A 20,397-nucleotide genomic window follows, 5' to 3' on the forward strand; every position below is an offset into this window, starting at 1 on the left:
CCCCGGACGTATGATAAGAAGTAACGGTTCCTGCTTGTAAATGAATAAATTTTCCGAAGTTTGTAGTGCTATGTCAAAACCACTCTTTGCTGACGTAATATTACCCCTGCCGCTACGCGACAAATTTACTTATTTGGTCCCTGCCAGCTTCGAACCCAATATGAAATTGGGGGTTCGGGTTATTGTGCAGTTTGGCGCACGCAAATACTTTTCAGCCTTGGTTTACCGGCTTCATCAAGAGCCTCCTTCTGGCGATTTTGATCTTAAATCAATTGATGCAATTCTGGATAAGGAGCCAATTGTTAATCAAGCGCAGATTATTGCTTGGGAGTGGGTTGCCGACTACTATTGTTGCTCTTTGGGAGAGGTGTTTAAGGCAGCATTGCCCTCTGCATTGAAATTGGAAAGTCAGTCAAATGTTAGCTTCAATCCACATTTCAATATGGAAGAAGAACTAACCGGTGAAGAAGAAGCTTTACTTTTGATGTTACAGGGACGAGGGCAGGCTAACATCAAAGAAATTAACCAATTTCTAGGCAGGAAGTCTTCGTATGCAACCTTGAAAGTTTTGCTGGAAAAAAACGCTATTCTGATTGAAGAAAGGTTGAAGGACAGCTATAAACCCAAGACAATTGGCGTGGTAAAGTTGTCCGATCAATTCAGTACACCTAAAGCTATTGAAAACATCTTTGAAGGAATTGGACGAGCGAAAAAACAACGTGAGCTGCTGGAGTATTTTTTAGCAGAAACTGTTTTTAGTGAGGAATCACAGAATAGCTTAACGAAGAAAGAACTGCTGGAGCAAACAGGAATCTCAGATGCGGTATTAAAGGTGGTTGTTGATAAAGGCATATTAACTATTGAAGAAGTTGAGATTGGCCGATTGATTCAGAATCATACAGAAGAACAATTTTTATACGAGTTGAATGAAGCTCAGGAAAAGGCGCTTGTTCAGGTGAAAGAAGGTTTTCAGACGAAGCGTCCTGTTTTGCTTCATGGCGTGACATCTAGTGGAAAGACAGAGGTTTATATCAAGCTGATTGAGGAAGTTTTGGCTCAAAATAAGCAGGTGCTTTACCTGGTTCCGGAAATTGGATTAACATCTCAGTTAAACAATCGCCTAAAAAGAGCGTTTGGCGATCGGGCCGGTATTTACCATTCAAAATTCAATGATGCTGAACGGGTTGAAATCTGGTTTAATATTCTGGAAGAGAAAGAAGATGCTTACCAAGTGGTTTTGGGCGCTCGCTCAGCGGTGTTTCTTCCATTCAAAAAATTGGGGTTGATTATTGTCGATGAAGAGCATGAAAACAGTTACAAGCAGTTTGACCCGGCTCCTCGCTATCATGCTCGTGACATGGCTGTTGTCTTGGGGCAAATTCATAAAGCACCCGTTTTGCTGGGGACCGCAACGCCTTCGTTCGAAAGCTATTTCAATGCCAAATTGAAGAAGTATGCTTTGGTTGAGTTGAAAGAGCGTTTTCAGGGGATTGAACTCCCAGAGATTGTGGTAGCAGACATCCGTAAAGCAACTCGCCAGCGACAAATGAAATCTTTGCTTACTCCTGAATTGTATGACGAGGTAAAGCAAGCGTTGGAGAAAGAAGAGCAGGTCATCTTGTTTCAGAACAGACGAGGTTTTGCGCCCTACATGCAGTGTACCAGCTGTGGCTGGATTCCAAAATGTCAAAATTGCGATGTTAGCTTGACTTACCACAAATATCGTTCGAGCTTGGTGTGTCATTATTGCGGGCATACGACCAGCTTGCCGGATACTTGCGGCGAATGTCATTCGGATGATATTCGAACCAAGGGATACGGAACCGAACAAATAGAAGAAGAATTGGGAATTCTTTTTCCCGAAGCTCGGGTCGCGCGGATGGATTTGGATACGACACGGGCAAAACGCTCTTTTGATCAACTGATTTACAAGTTTGAAACCAAACAGATTGACATCTTGGTCGGAACTCAGATGGTGACGAAAGGATTGGATTTTGAACATGTTCGGGTGGTGGGCATATTGAATGCGGATCAGATGTTGAACTATCCGGATTTTAGATCTTTTGAGCGTTCTTTCCAGTTGATGGCTCAAGTTAGTGGGCGAGCAGGCCGAAAAAACAAACGGGGAAAAGTAGTCATTCAAACCTCACAGCCGACCCATGAAGTGTTGGCTGAGGTTGCTTCCAACAGTTTCGATCTCTTGTTTAATCGTCAAATGCTGGAACGGAAGTTATTTCGTTATCCTCCGTATTTCAGGTTGGTAAAAATAGTTGTTAAGCATAAAAGCCGGGAGCGCTTGGATCTTGGAGCAAATCAATTGGCTGCAATTTTACGAAAGTTGTTTGTTAACCAGGTATTGGGGCCTGAGTATCCTGTTATTAGTCGTGTCCAAACTTGGTACCAAAAAGAAATTTGGCTCAAGTTGGATAAAAATAAGCAGCTGAGTCCTGCAAAAAAGCAGCTAATGGATGTCATCGGTCAGATAAAGGGTTTACCGAATAACGGCGGATTAATTATATACGCCGATGTTGATCCCATGTAATTACGTGAAAGCTCGAATGTTTTTGATTGAAAGAGGCTTGAGTCATGAGCATCGAAAATTGTTGCACGAATGTTCGTAAGTTTTGATTTCTTGTCTTGCTAAGATTTGCAAGAGCGTGCAGAGATTTATTATTTTTAACGCTTTCAAATTTTACTACTTTTGTACGTCTTAAAACAGAATAGGCAGTGGAGAAACTTAAAGTTGAAGAGGTTTTTAGGAATTTTTCCAACATCAAAGCATTGGTGATTGGAGATGCGATGGTTGATTCGTACAGGTGGGGAGCAGTTGACCGGATATCTGCCGAAGCTCCTATTCCAATTGTTACTGTCAGTCGTCAGGAAAACCGTTTAGGTGGAGCTGCCAATGTATCGTTAAACCTTCAGGCTCTAGGAGCGACACCAGTGCTGGTGTCAATGGTGGGAAACGATATGAAGGGGGATATTTTTATGGAACTCCTTCAAAAACGCCAGTTGAGTGATGCTGGGATTATGCGTTCTGATCGACGTGAAACCACAGTGAAAACAAGAATTTTAAGTGGAACGCAACAAATGGTTCGGGTGGATGAAGAAACAACCGAGCTGATTAATGCTGATGAAGAAGAGTTGGTTTTTCAGCGTATTTTGTCTTTAGTTGACCAGAACAGTTTTGATATTGTTATTTTCGTCGATTATGACAAGGGGATCATTACGAAAACCCTGATTGAACGCGTAACAGAGTTGGCGCAGTCAAAAGGAATTATGATTGCCGTTGATCCTAAAAAACGTAATTTTTATAACTATCCCGGAGTTAACTTATTTAAGCCCAATTTTAAAGAATTTAAGGAAGGCTTGAAACTTCAAATTGCTAAAAATGATTTTGAAGCTATTTTGGAGGCCGCCGAGAAGTTTAAAAAAGAACACAAGCTGGACGTTATTTTTATCACGCTGTCTGAGTTGGGAGTGATTATTAGCAATGGCGTGAAGCAAAATCATTTTCCGGCGGAGATTCGGGATATTGCCGATGTTTCAGGTGCTGGCGATACGGTAATTGCCGTTGCGAGCTTATGCCTTGCTGCTGGATTACCAACCAAGTTTATGGCACAGTTGTCAAATCTTGCAGGAGGTTTGGTGTGCGAAAAGTCAGGCGTTGTTCCGATTGATAGTGAGCGTCTTAAGCACGAAGCGCGAAAGATAAAGATTTCACATTAAAAGCAGCATTTGGGGAATCAGTCCCTTAAGTTGAACCGGATTTAATTTCTTAAATCTTCGATCATTTTATCCATAAAATATTAACTTTGGAACTCAGCGAAAATCAGGAAAAGAACTATGGGAAAAGTAATTGCTCTTGCTAACCAAAAAGGAGGCGTTGGAAAAACAACATCAGCGATTAATTTAGCAGCGAGCCTGGCTGTTTTGGAATATAAGGTATTGATTATTGATGCCGATCCACAGGCCAATGCAACATCTGGTGTTGGGTTTGATGTACGAAATGTAACAACCAGCATCTACGAATGCATTGTTGATGATATTGATCCTCGCAAAATTATATTGAATACAGAAATAGACGGCTTGGATTTGATTCCTTCTCATATTGATTTGGTAGGGGCCGAGATTGAGATGCTCAACCTTCCGAACCGGGAGAAGGTGATGAAAGTGGTTATCGAGAAATTGCGAGACGATTATGATTTTATTTTAATTGATTGTTCTCCTTCCTTAGGCTTGATTACGGTAAACTCATTAACTGCTGCTGATTCTATCATCATTCCAGTTCAGTGTGAATATTTTGCGTTGGAAGGTCTGGGGAAATTGTTGAATACAATTAAGATCATTCAAACACGTTTAAATACTGATCTCGAAATTGAAGGGTTTTTGTTGACCATGTATGACTCTCGCTTGAACTTGTCAAACCAAGTGCTGGAAGAAGTACGGACCCATTTTGGAGATATGGTATTTGATACAGCTGTTTCCCGTAATATTAAGCTGAGCGAAGCGCCTAGTTATGGGAAACCAGTGGTATTGTATGATGCCAGTTCAAGAGGAGCTGAGAACTATATGGATTTGGCGCGGGAGATTTTACAAAAGAATGATCTGACTAAGATTAAGAATTCTGAAAAAGTAATTGAATAATAACTATTCGTAATAATGGCAAAACGAAATGCATTGGGAAGAGGGCTTGGAGCCCTGATTGATGATGCCGACAGAAGTAAAGATCTAAGTTCATCGATTAGTGAGATTGCGATTGAAGATATTGAGGCCAATCCCTTTCAACCCCGGACAAAATTTGATGAAGAAGCGCTACAGGAGTTAGCAGTTTCAATCAAAAAAATTGGCATTATTCAACCGATTACGCTAAGAAAAACAGCCAATAATAAGTATCAGATTATTGCAGGAGAACGTCGTTTTAGAGCCTCTAAAATTGCTGGGCTGGAAACCGTTACTGCTTATGTACGGAATGCTGAGGATGAAGGCATGTTGGAGATGGCTTTGGTTGAAAATATTCAACGGGAAGATCTGGATGCGATTGAAATTGCCTTGTCATACCAACGTTTGATTGAAGAATGTAAATTGACTCAGGAGAGCTTGAGTGATCGCGTTGGTAAAAAGCGGTCGACTGTTTCGAACTACCTGCGCTTGTTGAAATTGCCTGCCTTAATTCAAAAAGGCATTGTGGAAAAAACAATTTCAATGGGACATGCACGCGCTTTGGTCAATATTAAAAATCCGGAAGATCAATTGGCCATTTATGAGCAAATCTTGAAACACGAGCTTTCTGTTCGTAAAGTTGAAGAGTTGGTTCGTCAATTGAATTCAGGAGAAGTACAAGCTGCTCCTGCTGCACCGAAAAAGAAGCATCCTGAAGAGTACGGTGAGCTGAAAGAACATTTAAGTCGTTTCTTTCATACCAAAGTTGACTTTACGCTCAACAATAAAGGTAAAGGAAAGATCGTTATTCCCTTTGGCTCGTCCAAAGATCTGGAACGAATTATGGGAATCCTTGATAAGCTGAAGAGCTAAATCGGTTTCAAAAAGAAAAAGCATTGAATTATATTATAAAAGCCGTATTGTTAATCCTGGTCATTTCGACAGGATTGAAGACATCTGCTCAGAAAATTACTGCTGCTGACAGTGTCATGGTTGCACTAGAGAAACCAGAGCACTCGCCACGCAAAGCAACGATTTATTCGGCCGTTTTGCCTGGATTGGGACAAATTTACAACAAGAAATACTGGAAAGTTCCGTTGGTATATATTGGGTTCGGAACACTGGGGTATTTCATTGATTGGAACAACGATCAATATACTTTATACCGGGAAGCCTATGCGGATATTGCTGATGACGACCCGAATACCAACTCCTTTGAAGAACTGAATTTTGAAGGACGATGGAATCTGGATAACCCGAGAGAACGCAATCAGTTTTCCGAAGCTTTGAATCGAGCCAAAGAGACCGCCAGAAGAAACCGGGATCTGGTGATTATTTCGACTGCGGCGTTTTATGCGCTGAATATTATTGATGCCAGCGTTGATGCGCATCTTTTTAATTTTGACATCAGTGATGATTTAACCATGAAGTGGATGCCCGGCCCAGTTTACTGCTTAGATCAGCGCTTAGTAGGAATCCATTGTAGAATACGATTTTAAAGTATGAAGAACGTCATAGGGGTAGTGTTGGGAGTGTTAGGATTGACTCTGTTTGCAACGCCGGTTGAGGCTAAGCGATGGGGCAAGGATGATTTGAAGCGAGTGCGAACGATTGAGGTGGTGTCGTTGGATAGCCTTCAAGGGTATGAAAAGAAATATGTAACTCCGGATGAAAATCTGAATGACCTGTTTGCAGAGAAAATAGATAGTTTGGTAAACTCGTGGTACATGCAAAATGTATTTGAGATGCCGGTTAGCGAAGTAGGTAGAGATAGTGTTCCTATTGTGTCGCTCCCGGACTCTGTTTACATCGAGCGCTTACAGTCAATCGAGTCTTTTATTGATCTCTCGTATAATAAAACCGTTAAAAATTTCATTGAACTATACACACAGCGGCGGCGTGATCAGGTTGAGATGATGCTGGGACTTGCCAGTTTTTATTTCCCGATTTTCGAAGAGGCCTTGGACAAATATGATATGCCGATGGAATTGAAGTACCTGGCAATTATCGAGTCTGCTCTAAATCCTGCTGCTCGGTCAAGAGCGAATGCCGTTGGGTTATGGCAGTTTATGTATGGTACTGGAAAAATGTTGGGACTTGAGATCGGAACGTTTGTTGATGAGCGCCGAGATCCGGTAAAATCGACAGATGCGGCAGCACGTTACTTGCAAAACTTGTATTCGATATACAAGAACTGGCATTTGGTGATTGCCGCCTACAACTGTGGCCCCGGAAATGTCAATAAGGCAATTCGACGCTCGGGTGGAGCACGTGACTACTGGTCAATTTATTACCGTTTGCCGAGAGAAACCCGTGGCTATGTTCCTGCTTACATTGCAGCTACTTATGTGATGAATTTTTATCAAGAGCATAACCTTCATCCTCGTTATCCAGATTTTCCTATTGTTACTGATACCCTCATGGTGAATAATTACCTGCACTTTGACCAGGTTGAAGCTATTACGGAAGTTCCGGTTGAGGCTTTGCGCGCATTGAACCCTCAATATCGGATGGATATCATTCCTGCCAAGGAAGATAAAAAGTATGCCTTGAAAATCCCAATTGAAGCGGTCGCTGATTTTATCGATTACGAGGAAGATATTTATGCCCATGAGCGCGAAAAATTCTTTCCGAATAATGAAATTATTAACCCTAAGAGCCGAAGTACTTATCATCCGACCGATGTAAAAGGCAAAGACAAATTGATTTATACGGTGAAGTCGGGTGATAATTTGGGATATATTTCAGAGTGGTTTCATGTTCGAACTTCTGATTTGCGCTATTGGAATAACATTCACCGTAATTTAATTCGAGTAGGACAAAAGCTGGTGATATACGTACCAGCAGGGCAAGCCGACTTTTACAGTGGTGTTAATCGAATGTCTTTTGCACAAAAGCAAGCTTTTAAAAAGAAGATACCAGTAACTTCTGCTCGTTCTTCCAGCTCGAAAGTAGTTGTTGACGGAGACTACGTGGTGTATACGGTGAGGAGAGGAGACAATTTGTGGTCAATTGCACGTAAGTTCCCAGGCGTGTCGAATAACGATATTATGCGCTGGAATAATATTGCAAATGCCAGTAAAATACAACCTGGCCAGAAACTACGAATTAAGCCGCGTTCATAAGTCCTTTAATCAGGTATTTGCAGAAGCCCGAATTTAGCTTTACTTTTATTCAGAAGCTAAATTCGGACCATGACACCTGGAAAGGAACTCTTATATTTTCTGACTACTCTTATTGTTTTTATTGCGCTTCTTACCTGGTGGGAGAACGATGAACCCGTGGTTACAGCCCCTGTTGCTCTTCATGATCAAAAGGTGGATTCATCTAGCTTGAAACCTCAGCCAGCTGCTAGTGTTTCTCCCGACACGCTGGTCAAAGCGAATTCTTCTACTCAGGACTCAGGTAGTTTTGTTAAGCGGATTCCTCTGGTCTTTTCTCAAACAGATTCTTTGCATTTGAGTGGTTTGCAGGCTAAGTTGACTCATTTATCCAAGTCAAGTTTGCCTTTGCGGATTGTTTATTTTGGAGATTCTCAGATCGAAAACGACCGAATTACGGGGGCGCTGAGAAAAGAACTTCAAGCTGTATTTGGAGGAAGAGGGCCTGGCTTTATTGCCTTGGATAGCTATTACAGCACCAATCATCAGCTGATTATTGAGACTTCAGACAGCTGGGAAGTCAAGACTTTTCAGGATCCGGATTTTGAGAGCAAAAGTATTTTATTTAAGCATTCGATTTTGACGAAAGATCAAGGCTGGTTTCGTATTCGCCGAATTAAGCGTTTGTCGCCAAAGCCTGATTATTCCTTGATGAAGCTATATTATACGGCAAATGATAGTTGCCATATTGAAGTTCGGGATGGAAAAAAACTTATTTATGAAGGAGTTTTAGCTCCTCATCGTAAGGTTTCAACCCTGGACTTTCGTTTTAACCAAACTCCGGAAGATATTCGTGTTGATTTTGATGTGAAGGATTCGCTGAGCGTAACAGGCTTGTCGCTCGAGTCAGAAACAGGCGTATTGGTCGATAATGTGGCTTTACGTGGTTTGTCGTATCCCGAGTTTTTGAAGTCGGATCAGCAAGTGCTTCAGGAAATGTTTGATCAGGTTGATGTTGGAATGTTTGTGTTGCACTTTGGTGTAAATCTGGTCCCATATCAGTCGAAGGATTATCGACACTTTAAAACACATTTTCAGCAACAGCTTTCGTTTTTAAAGGCGATCAGACCAGAGGTGCCCATCTTGCTTGTTGGTGTTTCGGATATGGCTCAACGGCAAGCAGATCATTTTCAGTCTTATGGAACGATTCCTAAGATAAAAAAAGTACAGCAGGAGCTTGCTTTGGAAAATCATACAGCTTTTTGGGATTTGCAGGCAGTTATGGGAGGCACTGGTGCAATGGTGAAATGGGTGCAAGCCCAACCTGCTTTAGGACGAAAGGATTACGTGCATTTTTCGCGAGAAGGGGCTCGATTGATCGGTAACGAATTGGCACAACTTATACTTAATGAACTAAGTCGGGAGAAAGATACAATAAGTCATGATGAGTCGTTGGCAGCATATCGTTGAGCAGATTTGGATTTATCATCCAGATGAGCCACTTTTTTATACTAGCCTTGCTTTTTGGGGGGTATTTACGGTGCTTTTGGGTGGGTATAGTCTGGTATTTCGAAAGAATGTTGTTCGAAACAGTTATTTGTTGCTGGCCAGTTGGTTCATCTATTATCAAATGAGTGGTACTTTTCTAGCCCTTTTGGTGTTTTCCTGTGCGGTAAACTATGCTTTTGGACTCGCTCTTGCAAAGTATAAATGGAAACAGGCTTGGTTGAGTTTTGCTGTTGGTTTTAACCTGTTAATCTTAGGGTACTTTAAATACACGTATTTTTTTGTAGAGCAAGCAAATTTGTTGTTTCAAACTGATTGGGAGGTTTTTAACTGGGTGGGCTGGGTGCTTAACCAGATTGTAGCCGACATGGTTGATGTGCAGTCAATTTTACTCCCGATAGGAATTTCTTTTTACACATTTCAGGCCATTAGTTATCTAGTCGATCTCTATCGAAATGAAACGAACGTGGTTAAAAATCCGCTGGATTTTAGTTTCTACCTAAGCTTTTTCCCGCAGTTGGTCGCAGGTCCTATTGTGCGGGCGTCATCTTTTATTCCTCAGCTGTACCAACGGTTTCGGTTAAAGCAGAAAGAGTTTAGTCATGCCGTTTTTCTGATTGTTAAGGGGCTATTTAAGAAAGTTGTTATTGCCGATTTTTTGGCCATTAATTTGGTCGATCGTGTGTTTGAGGCTCCCTTGGCCTACTCTGGTGTTGAAAACTTGCTTTCGGTTTATGCCTATTCAATTCAGATTTATTGTGACTTTTCCGGTTATACGGATATTGCCATTGGCTTGGCATTGATATTGGGCTTTAAAATACCGGTCAATTTTAATTCTCCCTATCAGGCCTCCAGCTTAACCGACTTTTGGCATCGTTGGCATATTTCCTTGTCGTTGTGGTTGCGCGACTACTTATACATTCCGTTGGGCGGAAATCGAAAAGGAGCAGTTCGCATGCATATCAATGTGCTTATTACAATGTTGTTGGGAGGCTTATGGCACGGGGCTAATATTCGTTTTTTGTTGTGGGGAGCTATTCATGGGTTAGGGCTGGTTATCGAAAAAATGGCGCGGATCTATTTGAAGCCAATTCGAAGATGGAAGACTTTGCGTAAAGGGCTTGCTGTTTTTGTGACTTTTCAGTTGGTCAGTTTGGCTTGGATCTTTTTTCGAGCTCGTGATTACAGTATTGTTCAGCAATTGTTTTATCAGATGACTCATCATTTTTGGCCTGAAAAAGCATTGGAAGGTTTGTCAGTATATGGCTGGGGGTGGGGCGTGTTTCTTGTGGGAATCCTGTTGATTTGGTTTCCTTCAAGGCAAAAGGAAAAATTACGGGGTAAGTTTGTTGGCCTTCCGGCTTGGGGGCAAATTCCGATTGTTGTCGGTATTTTATTACTTGTTGCTTTAGCTGCTCAGTCTTCTTTATTGCCATTTATCTACTTCCGTTTTTAGCTGTATGCTCGTTGAAAAAAGGAGTTGGCTAATTCACCTTCCTTTTTTGTTGCTGATGAAAACAAACCTGTTATTAAATTGTCTTATATTTGATACTGAATGAAATATGCCGGATTTGTTGGATAAATTATTCGCTGCATGAGATTGTTCTTTTTAGCACTTATTATTGGATTGATTGGAATGCAGAACAGGGGGGCTGCAGAAGAAGGACAGAATCTACCTACCGATGTAAAGGTGACTTATATTGCCAATGCTGGTTTCCTAATTCAGGTGAATAATAAAAAGGTCTTGGTTGATGCACTTTTTAAAGATGTGGAGAATGAATTTTACGACTGTCCATCGACTGAACTGACACAAAGGATTATTGATGGAGAAGGAGAATTTGCAGAAATTAATTTGGTTGCATCAACGCACGAACACATCGATAATTTTGATGAGAAAATTGTGGCTTCGGTATTAGTGAATCATCCGGAAAGTAAATTTTTGAGTTGTTCGAAAACGATTGACCAATTGGGAAATAATAGCCAATATCAGCGGTTCAAAAAGCAACTTGTTTCCATTACCCCCGAGCGGATGATGCATATCGATACAGTGATTAATGGTATTGAAGTTCGAACTTATCGGATTAGTCATGGCCCCTACTATATTGAAGATCCGTTAACGGGACGAAAAACTGACCTTTATAAGTTTGCCGAACACGTGGCTTTCCGGTTTACAATTGATGGCGTAACCGTCTTCCACTGCGGAGATAGTAATTCCAATGCTTTAGCAGAATATGAGCAACTTCGGTTAGATCGGGATGAACTGGATTTTGCTTTCTTGGGACGTGGCTTTTTGTACCAACCACAGGGGCAAGGGGTAGCCATCATGAAAAAGTATATTCAAGCAAAACACTATGTTATCATGCAAATTCAGCATGAAGACAATGAGTATTATAAAGAGGTGGCCGATGCTGTTAAGTCGGAACTCCCGAGTATAAAAGTTTTTGAAAAGGAATCAGAGTCCAGGACTTACAACATCACACCATTACAAGGCGCATTGACCAGCTACTAGATATGCTTAACCTCTTCTGAAAAAACGGCCCAATTCAAACTTCCCTCCGCCAAATACCAAAATTGTAATGTATACAATCAGGTATAATAAAGCCATTTCTTTACGTTGAAAAGGATCTGCTCCATGGACGTAGAAGGCAGCAACGGCCATGGTCGCAATCAGCGGAAGGGAGGCTAACCGAGTACCGATTCCGAGGATTAGCAATACAGAACACAAAAATTCTGCAAAAACAGCTAATATGAGCGAAAGGGTTTGTCCAATTCCCAGAGGGTCGGCAAATTGAGTGCTTCCTTCAACGAGTTTTAAAAACTTTGGAATTCCATGCGTTAGCATAAAGGCTCCTGCAGAAACTCTGAAAAGGAGTAACCAAATATTAACGATGGTATCATTGGTGCGTGGTCCTAATAGTCTTGCCATAATTGAATTTTTTTGCGAAAATAATGAATCACTTTTTTCCAACGATTAAATATTTGAAATAGTTTACAACGAGTGAAAAAAAACATCTTCTTGTTGAAAATTGACTGAATGACTGTCCTATAACAAGTCGTTCAAGCTCTTTTCTGCTTCTATTTTAATGAATAAAGACTGCTAAAACTGCTAATTTTTAGAAATAATTCCGGTTTTGCTTTCAATTTAGTTTTGTGTTTTCGAATTAATTCCTACATTTGCTTCATTAATAATTGAAAACGAATGAAAATTCAGGCTATCATACTTAACGTCATTATTCTTCTCGTGGTCATTTCGCAAGCGAAGTGAGGATGTCGTACGTTGGTATAACCGATAGCCATTCTCATTAGGGGGAATGGCTTTTTTCATTTATAACAATAGCATTTTATGGAACGTTTTTCTTCAATTCACTTGGTCATTCTAGTCGTCATTCTTAGATTTCACTGAGAAAGGCCAGGGATTGTTGAACAAATGATATTCGAAAGCCTTTCTCTACAGAGAAAGGTTTTTTTTTAAGCAAGAACGAAAAAATTGAGATAGAAATGCAGAAGAAACTAAGATCAGCAACAACTACCGAGGGCCGGAAAATGGCAGGAGCCCGAAGCTTATGGCGGGCGAATGGGGTTAAAGAAGAGCAATTTGGCAAACCCATGATTGCCATTGTAAACTCGTTCACGCAGTTTGTTCCGGGGCATGTTCATTTGCATCATATCGGGCAGGAATTAAAAGCCTTGATCGAAAAGAGAGGCTGTTTTGCCGCTGAGTTCAATACCATAGCGATTGATGATGGGATTGCGATGGGGCATGATGGCATGTTGTATTCACTCCCTTCACGCGACGTTATTGCAGATAGTGTTGAGTACATGTGCAATGGACACAAGGTGGATGCGATGGTATGCATTTCAAATTGTGATAAAATTACACCGGGAATGATGATGGCTGCTATGCGGTTAAATATTCCAGCCATTTTTGTGTCTGGTGGCCCGATGGAAGCTGGGAAAATTGATGAGAAATCATATGACTTGGTGGATGCTATGGTGATGGCTGCTGATGACAGTGTTTCAGATGAAACAATTTTGCAGGTAGAGCAGGAAGCTTGTCCTACTTGCGGTTCTTGTTCCGGCATGTTTACGGCAAACTCGATGAACTGTTTGGCTGAAGCCTTGGGATTGGCTTTGCCTGGAAATGGAACGATTGTGGCAACTCATGCCAATCGGAAAAAGTTGTTTGAAGAAGCGGCTGAACGTATTGTGGATATCACTTACGATCATTATCAGAATGGGAACGAGCGTGTTACTCCTCGTGGCATTGCAACTCGTGCGGTTTTTGAGAATGCCATGAAGTTGGATATTGCTATGGGAGGTTCGACCAATACGGTGCTGCATATTTTGGCTATTGCCCGCGAAGCAGGGGTCGATTTCACAATGGCTGATATCGACCAGTTGTCTCGTAAAACACCAAACCTGTGCAAGGTGGCTCCTAACTCTCACTTTCACATTGAAGATGTGAACAGAGCAGGTGGTATTCTTGGAATTTTGGCAGAAATGGATCGGGCAAACCTATTGGATACAACAGTTTCTCGTGTTGATGGAAATAGCCTGGCAGAAGCCATTCAAAAATTTGACGTAACAAAAACGGATGCTTTGGAAGAAGCGATCAAAAAATATAAATCAGCACCGGGTGGAGTTCGGACAACGGTGATGGGTTCGCAGGAAAGCTATTACAAAGAGCTGGACCTCGACCGGGAAAATGGCTGTATCCGTTCGTTTGAACATGCCTATAGCAAGGATGGTGGTTTGGCTGTCTTGTTTGGCAATATTGCTCGTAAAGGATGTATCATCAAAACTGCCGGAGTTGATCCTTCGGTATATACATTCAACGGAACGGCTCGTGTATTTGAATCTCAGGAAGATGCTGTTAACGGAATCTTGGGCGATGCGGTTCAGGCTGGCGATGTGGTAATTATCCGCTATGAAGGACCGAAGGGTGGTCCTGGTATGCAGGAAATGTTGTATCCAACCTCTTACATCAAGTCGATGAAGTTGGATAAAGCTTGTGCATTGATAACTGACGGACGGTTCTCAGGAGGAACCTCGGGCTTGTCAATAGGGCATGTTTCGCCAGAAGCAGCCGGAGGTGGTGAAATCGCATTGATTGAAGATGGAGACCGGATTGAAATAAGCATTCCAGAGCGGAGTATTAACCTGATTGTAACAGACGAAGAGCTTGAGAAAAGACGAGCCAAGCAGGAGGCTCGGGGGAAGGCGGCTTATACGCCTGTGAGCCGTAACCGTCAAGTAAGTCGGGCATTAAAAGCTTATGCCAGCTTGGTCTCATCAGCTGATCAAGGCGCAATTCGATTAATTGATTAACGAAAACTAATAAAACAGATTCATATGGCAACAAAGAGAATTACTGGTTCTGAAGCCGTTATTCTTTCACTTTTAGAAGAAGGCGTTGATACGATCTTTGGGTATCCGGGCGGGGCAATTATGCCTGTTTACGACGCCCTGTATGATTATGACAAAAAAGTAACTCACATCTTGACCCGGCATGAGCAAGGCGCAGTCCATGCGGCTGAGGGATATGCTAAAGTAACTGGAAAAGCAGGGGTCTGCTTTGCAACTTCAGGGCCTGGAGCGACTAACCTGATCACAGGGATTGCGGATGCAATGATTGATTCCATTCCACTCGTGTGTATCACCGGGCAAGTTGCTTCTCCTTTGCTGGGGACAGATGCTTTTCAAGAGTCAGATGTTGTTGGTATCTCGATGCCAATTACCAAGTGGAATTACCAGGTAACAAACGCAGAAGAAATTCCGGAAGCAATTGCCAAGGCTTTCTACATTGCCCAATCTGGCCGCCCTGGACCTGTTTTGTTGGATATTTCTAAAGATGCACAGTTTCAGGAGTTGGAGTTCGAGTATAAGAAGTGTACAAAGATAAGGTCTTATATCCCAGAACAGCCCGTTGATCCTTTTAAGATAAAAGAAGCAGCCGAATTAATTGATCAAGCGAAAAAGCCTCTTTTATTATTTGGACAAGGGATTATTATCGCACAAGCAGAGGATGAGTTGAAGGCATTCATCGAAAAAACGGGCATTCCCGCTGCATGGACTTTGTTAGGCTTATCTGCCTTGCCAACAGATCATCCCTTGAATGTTGGAATGCTTGGAATGCATGGTAACTATGGACCAAACGTTAAAACCAATGAAGCTGATTTGATTATTGCTGTAGGAATGCGTTTCGATGACCGGGTAACGGGTAAGGTGAGTTCCTATGCCAAGAAGGCGAAAGTCGTTCATCTGGAAGTTGACCCAGCGGAGATTGATAAAATCATCAAAACGGATGTTGCCGTGCTGGGTAATGCGAAGAAGTCATTGGCGATGCTGATCAACAATGTGAAAGATAACAAGCATGATGATTGGGTGGCTGAATTCCGGGAGTGTGACAAAGTCGAGCGCGAAAAGGTAATTAACAAAGATGTACATCCGGAGAAAGAGGGTTTAACAATGGGAGAAGCTGTTCGTATTGCTTCGGAGAAAACGCAGCATAACGCAATTTTGGTAACTGATGTAGGGCAGCAGCAAATGATTGCTTCCCGATACTTTAAGTTTACCCAATCAAAAAGCAACGTTACTTCCGGCGGTTTAGGAACGATGGGCTATGCCATTCCCGCTGCGTTAGGGGCTCAACTGGGCGCCAAAGATCGCACGGTATGTTGTTTTGTAGGTGATGGAGGTTTTCAAATGACCTTACAAGAGCTGGGAACAATAGTCCAAAACAAACTTCCGGTGAAAATTATTCTACTGAATAACAACTTCTTGGGAATGGTTCGCCAGTGGCAACAGTTGTTCTTTGAAAAGCGTTATTCGTTTACAGAACTTCAAAACCCTGATTTTATTACTATTGGTAAAGGTTTCGGCATGGCAGGTCATAAAGTCACTAAACGTGAAGAGCTGTCTGATGGGATTCAGAAAATGATTGACCACGATGGACCCTATTTATTAGAAGTAGTGGTTGAGAAAGAAGATAATGTTTTCCCAATGGTTCCAACTGGGGCTTCCGTTTCCGATATTATTTTGGAAGTAAAATAGAGATTGGATAGCAACCAAACTAAAAAATGAAGATATGAAACAGGAATTTATAATCACGATATATTCAGAAAACCATATAGGTTTATTAAACCGGATTACCATCAACTTTACGCGCCGGAAAATCAATATCGAAAGCCTGACCGTTTCTGCGTCAGCAATAAAAGGGGTGTCGAAATTCACCATTGTTGTCAATGAAACAGCCGATCGGGTCAGGAAAGTTGTTGGACAGCTTGAAAAAGTGGTTGACGTATTGAAAGCTTTCTATCACACCAACGATGAAATGGTGTTTCAGGAAATTGCTCTTTACAAAGTACAAACAGACACCTTGTACGATAGTGACCAGGTAGAGCGAATGGTTCGTAAAGCGGGGGCTCGTATTTTGGAGATTACCCGTGAATACACAGTGATTGAAAAAACAGGTCACAAAGAAGAAACGCAGGAGTTGTTTGACGAGTTGAATCAATTTGGCGTCCTTCAGTTTATTCGTTCAGGCCGGGTTGCCATTACGCGTGATCCTATTGAGCGGCTTTCAGAGTTCTTGAAAGAACGAGACAATTTGCTGAGTCAGATAGACTAGAATAGCTTATAATAATTTTAAGCCCGGAGCGTATTTTGGTATGCTCTGGGCTTTTTTATGCCTTTTCGCAAAATTAAATTGGCAGTATTTGTCGGAAATGTGTCATTGCAGACAAATGCTGCTTGCTGTAACTTGCAGCTCTTAAAGAGAATGAAAAATTTGATTTAGGAAGTGGAAACAGAGTGAGTGACTTCACCAGCTTAAAGCAGGTTTTTTAAGATTCAGTTTAAAAATTGGTAAAAACGAAAAGGTATGATTAAAGTAGCAATTAATGGATTCGGCCGGATTGGACGTCTGGCCTTTCGTAAAATTCAAGAGAACGAAAATTTAGAAGTGGTGGCAATCAATGACTTGAGTGATCCAGCCATGTTGGCCTATTTGCTAAAGTATGATTCCATTCAAGGAACATGGCCTCAAAAGGTTGAGGCTACAGACAAAGCCTTGATTGTTGATGGTCAAAAAGTAAGTGTTTACGCTGAACGTGTGCCTGAGAATTTGCCTTGGAAGAAACATGATGTTGATCTTGTGCTTGAGTGTACCGGAATATTTGCATCTGGCGAAAAAGCTTCGGCCCACCTGAAAGCAGGAGCCAAAAAAGTTATTATTTCAGCGCCTGCCGGAGCCGACCTAAAAACAATTGTATTCAATGTTAATCATGATATCTTGAGTGCATCAGATGAAATTATCAGCTGTGCATCGTGTACCACCAACTGCCTCGCTCCAATGGCCGATGTTTTGAATACGAACTTTGGAATTGTTACCGGGCAGATGAGTACAATCCATGCGTATACCAACTCGCAACCACTAATGGATACGCCTGATCCAAAGATAAACTATCGAAAATCAAGAGGAGCGGCCAATAACATTATCCCTTATACAACTGGAGCGGCTAAAGCCATTGGCTTAGTTATTCCTGAATTGAAAGGGAAGCTGGATGGTTCCTCTCAACGCGTTCCGGTTGCATCCGGCTCGGTTGTTGAACTTTATACTGTTTTGGAAAAATCGGTAACACCAGATGTTATTAACATGGTGATGAAAGCAGCGGCAGATGAATCGTTTGGTTATACCGAGGATGAAATCGTTTCAGGCGATGTAATCGGCTTAGCTTATGGTTCCTTGTTCGATGCTTCACAAACCAAAGTGGTTACTGCAGGAACACAACAATTAGTGAAAACAGTTTCCTGGTATGATAACGAAATGTCATTTGTGTCGCAGATGGTTCGCACGTCAGCCTACTTCGGAAATTTGTAAAGAATAAAAAGGAAAAGCTAAATGGCCAGCTGAACTAAAGGTTTAGCTGGCTTTTGCTTTTGTTGGATCGTGTCGGATTAACGCATGCTTGTCTGAAAAGTATGCCGGTAAGTGCTTGGAGTCGTTTTGAGGTGGCGCAGAAACAATCGACGTAAGGTGTCGGCGCTGCCCAATCCACATTCTAATGAGATTTCGTCAAGCGATAAGTTCGACTCTTCCAAGCGTCGTCGAGCCGTTTCCACGCGAAGCTTTTCCAGGTATTTAGCTGGAGTGATTCCCGTTTCGCGTATAAAAACACGGGCGAAGTTTCGAGGACTCATCGAAACTTGATTGGCCAACTTTTCTACTGTTAGTTTATCATTCAGATGCTCAGGAAGCCAGTCGAGTAAATCTTGTATGGGCTGATAATCCACCTTCTGATGTAGCAGAGCTATGCTGAATTGTGATTGGTTTCCCGGACGTTTTAGGTAAAGGACCAGTGTACGTGCTACATTTAAAGCTGTGTCACGACCAAAATCTTCTTCAACCATTGCCAAGGCTAAATCCATTCCGGCAGAAATACCAGCCGATGTATAAATATTGTCATCTTTTACGAAAATTGGATCTGGATCGACCTTTATTTCCGGGTACTGCAGAGCTAATTTTTCGCACAAATTCCAGTGGGTGGTTGCATTTCGTCCATTTAAAAGGCCACTTTCGGCTAATAAAAAAGCACCAGCGCAAACCGAGCCTATCCGGCGTATTTTTTGATGATTTTCGTGTAGCCAACTTATGGGGCGCTTATTCTCAACAACTTCAGGTATGCGAGGATATCCAGCTACTAGGAAGGTGTCAATGGGGTGCTTAAAATCTTCCAAAGTGCACTCGGCAAGTATGGGCAAGCCAGTTGCGGTTTCAATTTTTAAATTTCCGTCGGCAGCTACGACGTGAATTTTGTAGATTTCTGTTGCATTTCTGCTTTTGAGTTGATCAGCTGCCTTTGCAAATACATCCATTGGTCCGGCAATATCCAGTATCGACGTTTTTTGTGTTGCTAAAATAACGATGTGTTTTTCCTTTCTTGAGACCATATGCTTCTTCCTTGAGTGACTTTGTTTTGGTAAAAATAAAGAATATATCTGACAGGTTTGCTTATTTTCCGACAGAAACAGACAACTTGAAAAGTTAGCCTGGTTGTGCTTTTTCAAAAGCGCTGTTTTAGCCAATTTCTTTTTATTTTCGTAAGGAAGCATAATTGTTTATGAAAGAACCTGCGGAACAGTTACCGGTATATAGTTTACACAATTTTAGTTCTCCTGAGCGCAAGAGTCAGCAGTTTCAGATTGAGGTGTTTGATGCGAAGCGACATTTCAGTGTAAAGTATCCTCATCGGCACGATTTTTTTGAGGTTTTGTACTTGATGAAGGGAACCGGCTACCATGTGATTGATAGTAATAAGTACCGGATTGAACCGCCATGCGTGTTTTTTATGTCACCGGGGCAGGCGCATAAAATCGAGTTTTCGCATGATATTGAAGGGTACATCTTTATTTTTACAGCCGACTTTTACTTGGCCAATCGTAGTAATCAAAACAGTTTGATCGAATTTCCTTTCTTTTACAATTTACACCAGGAAAATCCTCCGTTAAAGTTGGAACGACAAGATGATGTCTGTTTCTTGGAACGATTGTTTCAACGCGGAATTTCAGAATTGGAACATAACAATTCGAATCTGCTTGATACACTAAGGTCGCTGTTGGACCTTATTTTAACCACTTGCACATCGCGTTATGTGTTGGGCGAGAACCTGGAGATGAAAGGGAAGGGACATTTATTGGTAAAACAGTTTTATCACTTGGTTGAAGAGAACAATTATCGAAACCTTTCGTTGAAGGAGTATGCAGCCAAGCTTGCAGTTACGCCAAATCACCTTAGCCAGATGGTTAAGCTTCATGCAGGGAAAACAGCAAGCCAAATTGTAAAAGCCAAGCAAGTACTGGAAATAAAGCGTCTGCTGGTTCATAGTGAGTTGAGTGTGGCCGAAATTGCTCAGCAGCTGAACTTTGATGATCAGTCTTATTTCACCAAGTTCTTTAAACGCGAAGCAGGATTATCTCCTTTGCAGTATCGGCAACAAATGAGGAGTTAGTTCGAGGCGATTTCGAGATTGGAAATCGAAGACATTTCGTTTAATTTATTGAAAAAGTACCAATTTGAATGTTTTTATAAGTGGTTGTTTTTGAGGTTTTAAATTTGAATGTTTTTGAT

17 protein-coding genes are annotated in these 20,397 nt (G+C 41.7%); 14 read left to right on the top strand and 3 right to left on the bottom strand.

Annotation, left to right across the window (positions count from 1 at the left end):
• Positions 1–70: 70 nt before the first annotated feature.
• The 9 genes from priA (at position 71) to BM156_RS07315 (ending at position 11,778) form a co-directional block, all read left to right on the top strand.
• Positions 71–2,542, top strand: coding sequence for a replication restart helicase PriA (gene priA, locus BM156_RS07275; RefSeq protein ID WP_093919167.1), 2,472 nt, complete (start codon positions 71–73; stop codon positions 2,540–2,542).
• 185 nt (positions 2,543–2,727) lie between these two features.
• On the top strand, positions 2,728–3,729 hold the full coding sequence (locus BM156_RS07280) for a bifunctional heptose 7-phosphate kinase/heptose 1-phosphate adenyltransferase (protein ID WP_093919168.1): 1,002 nt from the start codon (positions 2,728–2,730) through the stop codon (positions 3,727–3,729).
• 117 nt (positions 3,730–3,846) lie between these two features.
• The gene (locus tag BM156_RS07285; RefSeq protein WP_093919169.1) at positions 3,847–4,647 is read left to right on the top strand and encodes a ParA family protein; all 801 of its coding nucleotides are present in this window, start codon (positions 3,847–3,849) and stop codon (positions 4,645–4,647) included.
• A gap of 15 nt (positions 4,648–4,662) precedes the next feature.
• A complete protein-coding gene (locus tag BM156_RS07290; RefSeq protein WP_093919170.1) occupies positions 4,663–5,535 on the top strand; it encodes a ParB/RepB/Spo0J family partition protein in 873 nt (290 codons plus the stop codon).
• A gap of 23 nt (positions 5,536–5,558) precedes the next feature.
• Entirely contained in the window at positions 5,559–6,161 is a 603-nt protein-coding gene (locus BM156_RS07295; protein ID WP_093919171.1) for a DUF5683 domain-containing protein, read from the top strand.
• Between the two features lie 3 nt (positions 6,162–6,164).
• Positions 6,165–7,787, top strand: a complete 1,623-nt coding sequence (locus tag BM156_RS07300; RefSeq protein ID WP_093919172.1) for a lytic transglycosylase domain-containing protein — start codon at positions 6,165–6,167, stop codon at positions 7,785–7,787.
• Positions 7,788–7,856: 69 nt separating this feature from the next.
• The gene (locus tag BM156_RS07305) at positions 7,857–9,233 is read left to right on the top strand and encodes an SGNH/GDSL hydrolase family protein (RefSeq protein ID WP_093919173.1); all 1,377 of its coding nucleotides are present in this window, start codon (positions 7,857–7,859) and stop codon (positions 9,231–9,233) included.
• Positions 9,205–10,725: an MBOAT family O-acyltransferase gene (locus tag BM156_RS07310; protein ID WP_212733442.1), complete on the top strand. Its 1,521-nt coding sequence runs from the start codon at positions 9,205–9,207 to the stop codon at positions 10,723–10,725. The genes BM156_RS07305 and BM156_RS07310 overlap by 29 nt, the downstream gene beginning before the upstream one ends.
• 138 nt (positions 10,726–10,863) lie before the next feature.
• Positions 10,864–11,778: an MBL fold metallo-hydrolase gene (locus BM156_RS07315; protein ID WP_093919175.1), complete on the top strand. Its 915-nt coding sequence runs from the start codon at positions 10,864–10,866 to the stop codon at positions 11,776–11,778.
• 6 nt (positions 11,779–11,784) lie between these two features.
• Here BM156_RS07315 and BM156_RS07320 read toward each other — a convergent pair whose 3' ends face one another.
• Positions 11,785–12,195 carry a DoxX family protein gene (locus BM156_RS07320; RefSeq protein ID WP_093919429.1) on the bottom strand — a complete coding sequence of 137 codons (411 nt, stop codon included), beginning with the start codon at positions 12,193–12,195 and terminating at the stop codon, positions 11,785–11,787.
• A gap of 216 nt (positions 12,196–12,411) precedes the next feature.
• Positions 12,412–12,594 carry a hypothetical protein gene (locus BM156_RS07325; RefSeq protein ID WP_093919176.1) on the bottom strand — a complete coding sequence of 61 codons (183 nt, stop codon included), beginning with the start codon at positions 12,592–12,594 and terminating at the stop codon, positions 12,412–12,414.
• A gap of 173 nt (positions 12,595–12,767) precedes the next feature.
• On the opposite strand from BM156_RS07325, the gene ilvD reads away from it, so the two are divergent.
• The 4 genes from ilvD (at position 12,768) to gap (ending at position 18,150) form a co-directional block, all read left to right on the top strand.
• Positions 12,768–14,597, top strand: a complete 1,830-nt coding sequence (gene ilvD / locus BM156_RS07330; protein ID WP_093919177.1) for a dihydroxy-acid dehydratase — start codon at positions 12,768–12,770, stop codon at positions 14,595–14,597.
• Between the two features lie 24 nt (positions 14,598–14,621).
• A complete protein-coding gene (gene ilvB, locus BM156_RS07335) occupies positions 14,622–16,322 on the top strand; it encodes a biosynthetic-type acetolactate synthase large subunit (protein ID WP_093919178.1) in 1,701 nt (566 codons plus the stop codon).
• 34 nt (positions 16,323–16,356) lie between these two features.
• On the top strand, positions 16,357–16,899 hold the full coding sequence (gene ilvN / locus BM156_RS07340; protein ID WP_093919179.1) for an acetolactate synthase small subunit: 543 nt from the start codon (positions 16,357–16,359) through the stop codon (positions 16,897–16,899).
• 252 nt (positions 16,900–17,151) lie between these two features.
• Complete coding sequence (gene gap, locus BM156_RS07345) at positions 17,152–18,150, top strand: type I glyceraldehyde-3-phosphate dehydrogenase (protein ID WP_093919180.1); 999 nt, start codon at positions 17,152–17,154, stop codon at positions 18,148–18,150.
• 77 nt (positions 18,151–18,227) lie between these two features.
• On the opposite strand, the gene BM156_RS07350 is transcribed toward gap, so the two are convergent.
• Positions 18,228–19,220: a GlxA family transcriptional regulator gene (locus BM156_RS07350; protein ID WP_093919430.1), complete on the bottom strand. Its 993-nt coding sequence runs from the start codon at positions 19,218–19,220 to the stop codon at positions 18,228–18,230.
• 170 nt (positions 19,221–19,390) lie between these two features.
• Here BM156_RS07350 and BM156_RS07355 point away from each other — a divergent pair, with 170 nt between their 5' ends.
• The gene (locus tag BM156_RS07355; protein WP_093919181.1) at positions 19,391–20,278 is read left to right on the top strand and encodes a helix-turn-helix domain-containing protein; all 888 of its coding nucleotides are present in this window, start codon (positions 19,391–19,393) and stop codon (positions 20,276–20,278) included.
• Positions 20,279–20,397 lie beyond the last annotated feature (119 nt).

This window comes from Sunxiuqinia elliptica (assembly GCF_900113005.1).
In the GTDB taxonomy this organism is placed as follows: domain Bacteria; phylum Bacteroidota; class Bacteroidia; order Bacteroidales; family Prolixibacteraceae; genus Sunxiuqinia; species Sunxiuqinia elliptica.

Coding starts and splice junctions, on each gene's coding strand:
- priA (WP_093919167.1), top strand. CDS start 71: ATGTCAAAACCACTCTTTGCTGACGTAATATTACCCCTGCCGCTACGC.
- BM156_RS07285 (WP_093919169.1), top strand. CDS start 3,847: ATGGGAAAAGTAATTGCTCTTGCTAACCAAAAAGGAGGCGTTGGAAAA.
- BM156_RS07290 (WP_093919170.1), top strand. CDS start 4,663: ATGGCAAAACGAAATGCATTGGGAAGAGGGCTTGGAGCCCTGATTGAT.
- BM156_RS07300 (WP_093919172.1), top strand. CDS start 6,165: ATGAAGAACGTCATAGGGGTAGTGTTGGGAGTGTTAGGATTGACTCTG.
- BM156_RS07305 (WP_093919173.1), top strand. CDS start 7,857: ATGACACCTGGAAAGGAACTCTTATATTTTCTGACTACTCTTATTGTT.
- BM156_RS07310 (WP_212733442.1), top strand. CDS start 9,205: ATGATGAGTCGTTGGCAGCATATCGTTGAGCAGATTTGGATTTATCAT.
- BM156_RS07315 (WP_093919175.1), top strand. CDS start 10,864: ATGAGATTGTTCTTTTTAGCACTTATTATTGGATTGATTGGAATGCAG.
- BM156_RS07320 (WP_093919429.1), bottom strand. CDS start 12,195: ATGGCAAGACTATTAGGACCACGCACCAATGATACCATCGTTAATATT.
- BM156_RS07325 (WP_093919176.1), bottom strand. CDS start 12,594: ATGAAAAAAGCCATTCCCCCTAATGAGAATGGCTATCGGTTATACCAA.
- ilvD (WP_093919177.1), top strand. CDS start 12,768: ATGCAGAAGAAACTAAGATCAGCAACAACTACCGAGGGCCGGAAAATG.
- ilvB (WP_093919178.1), top strand. CDS start 14,622: ATGGCAACAAAGAGAATTACTGGTTCTGAAGCCGTTATTCTTTCACTT.
- ilvN (WP_093919179.1), top strand. CDS start 16,357: ATGAAACAGGAATTTATAATCACGATATATTCAGAAAACCATATAGGT.
- gap (WP_093919180.1), top strand. CDS start 17,152: ATGATTAAAGTAGCAATTAATGGATTCGGCCGGATTGGACGTCTGGCC.
- BM156_RS07350 (WP_093919430.1), bottom strand. CDS start 19,220: ATGGTCTCAAGAAAGGAAAAACACATCGTTATTTTAGCAACACAAAAA.
- BM156_RS07355 (WP_093919181.1), top strand. CDS start 19,391: ATGAAAGAACCTGCGGAACAGTTACCGGTATATAGTTTACACAATTTT.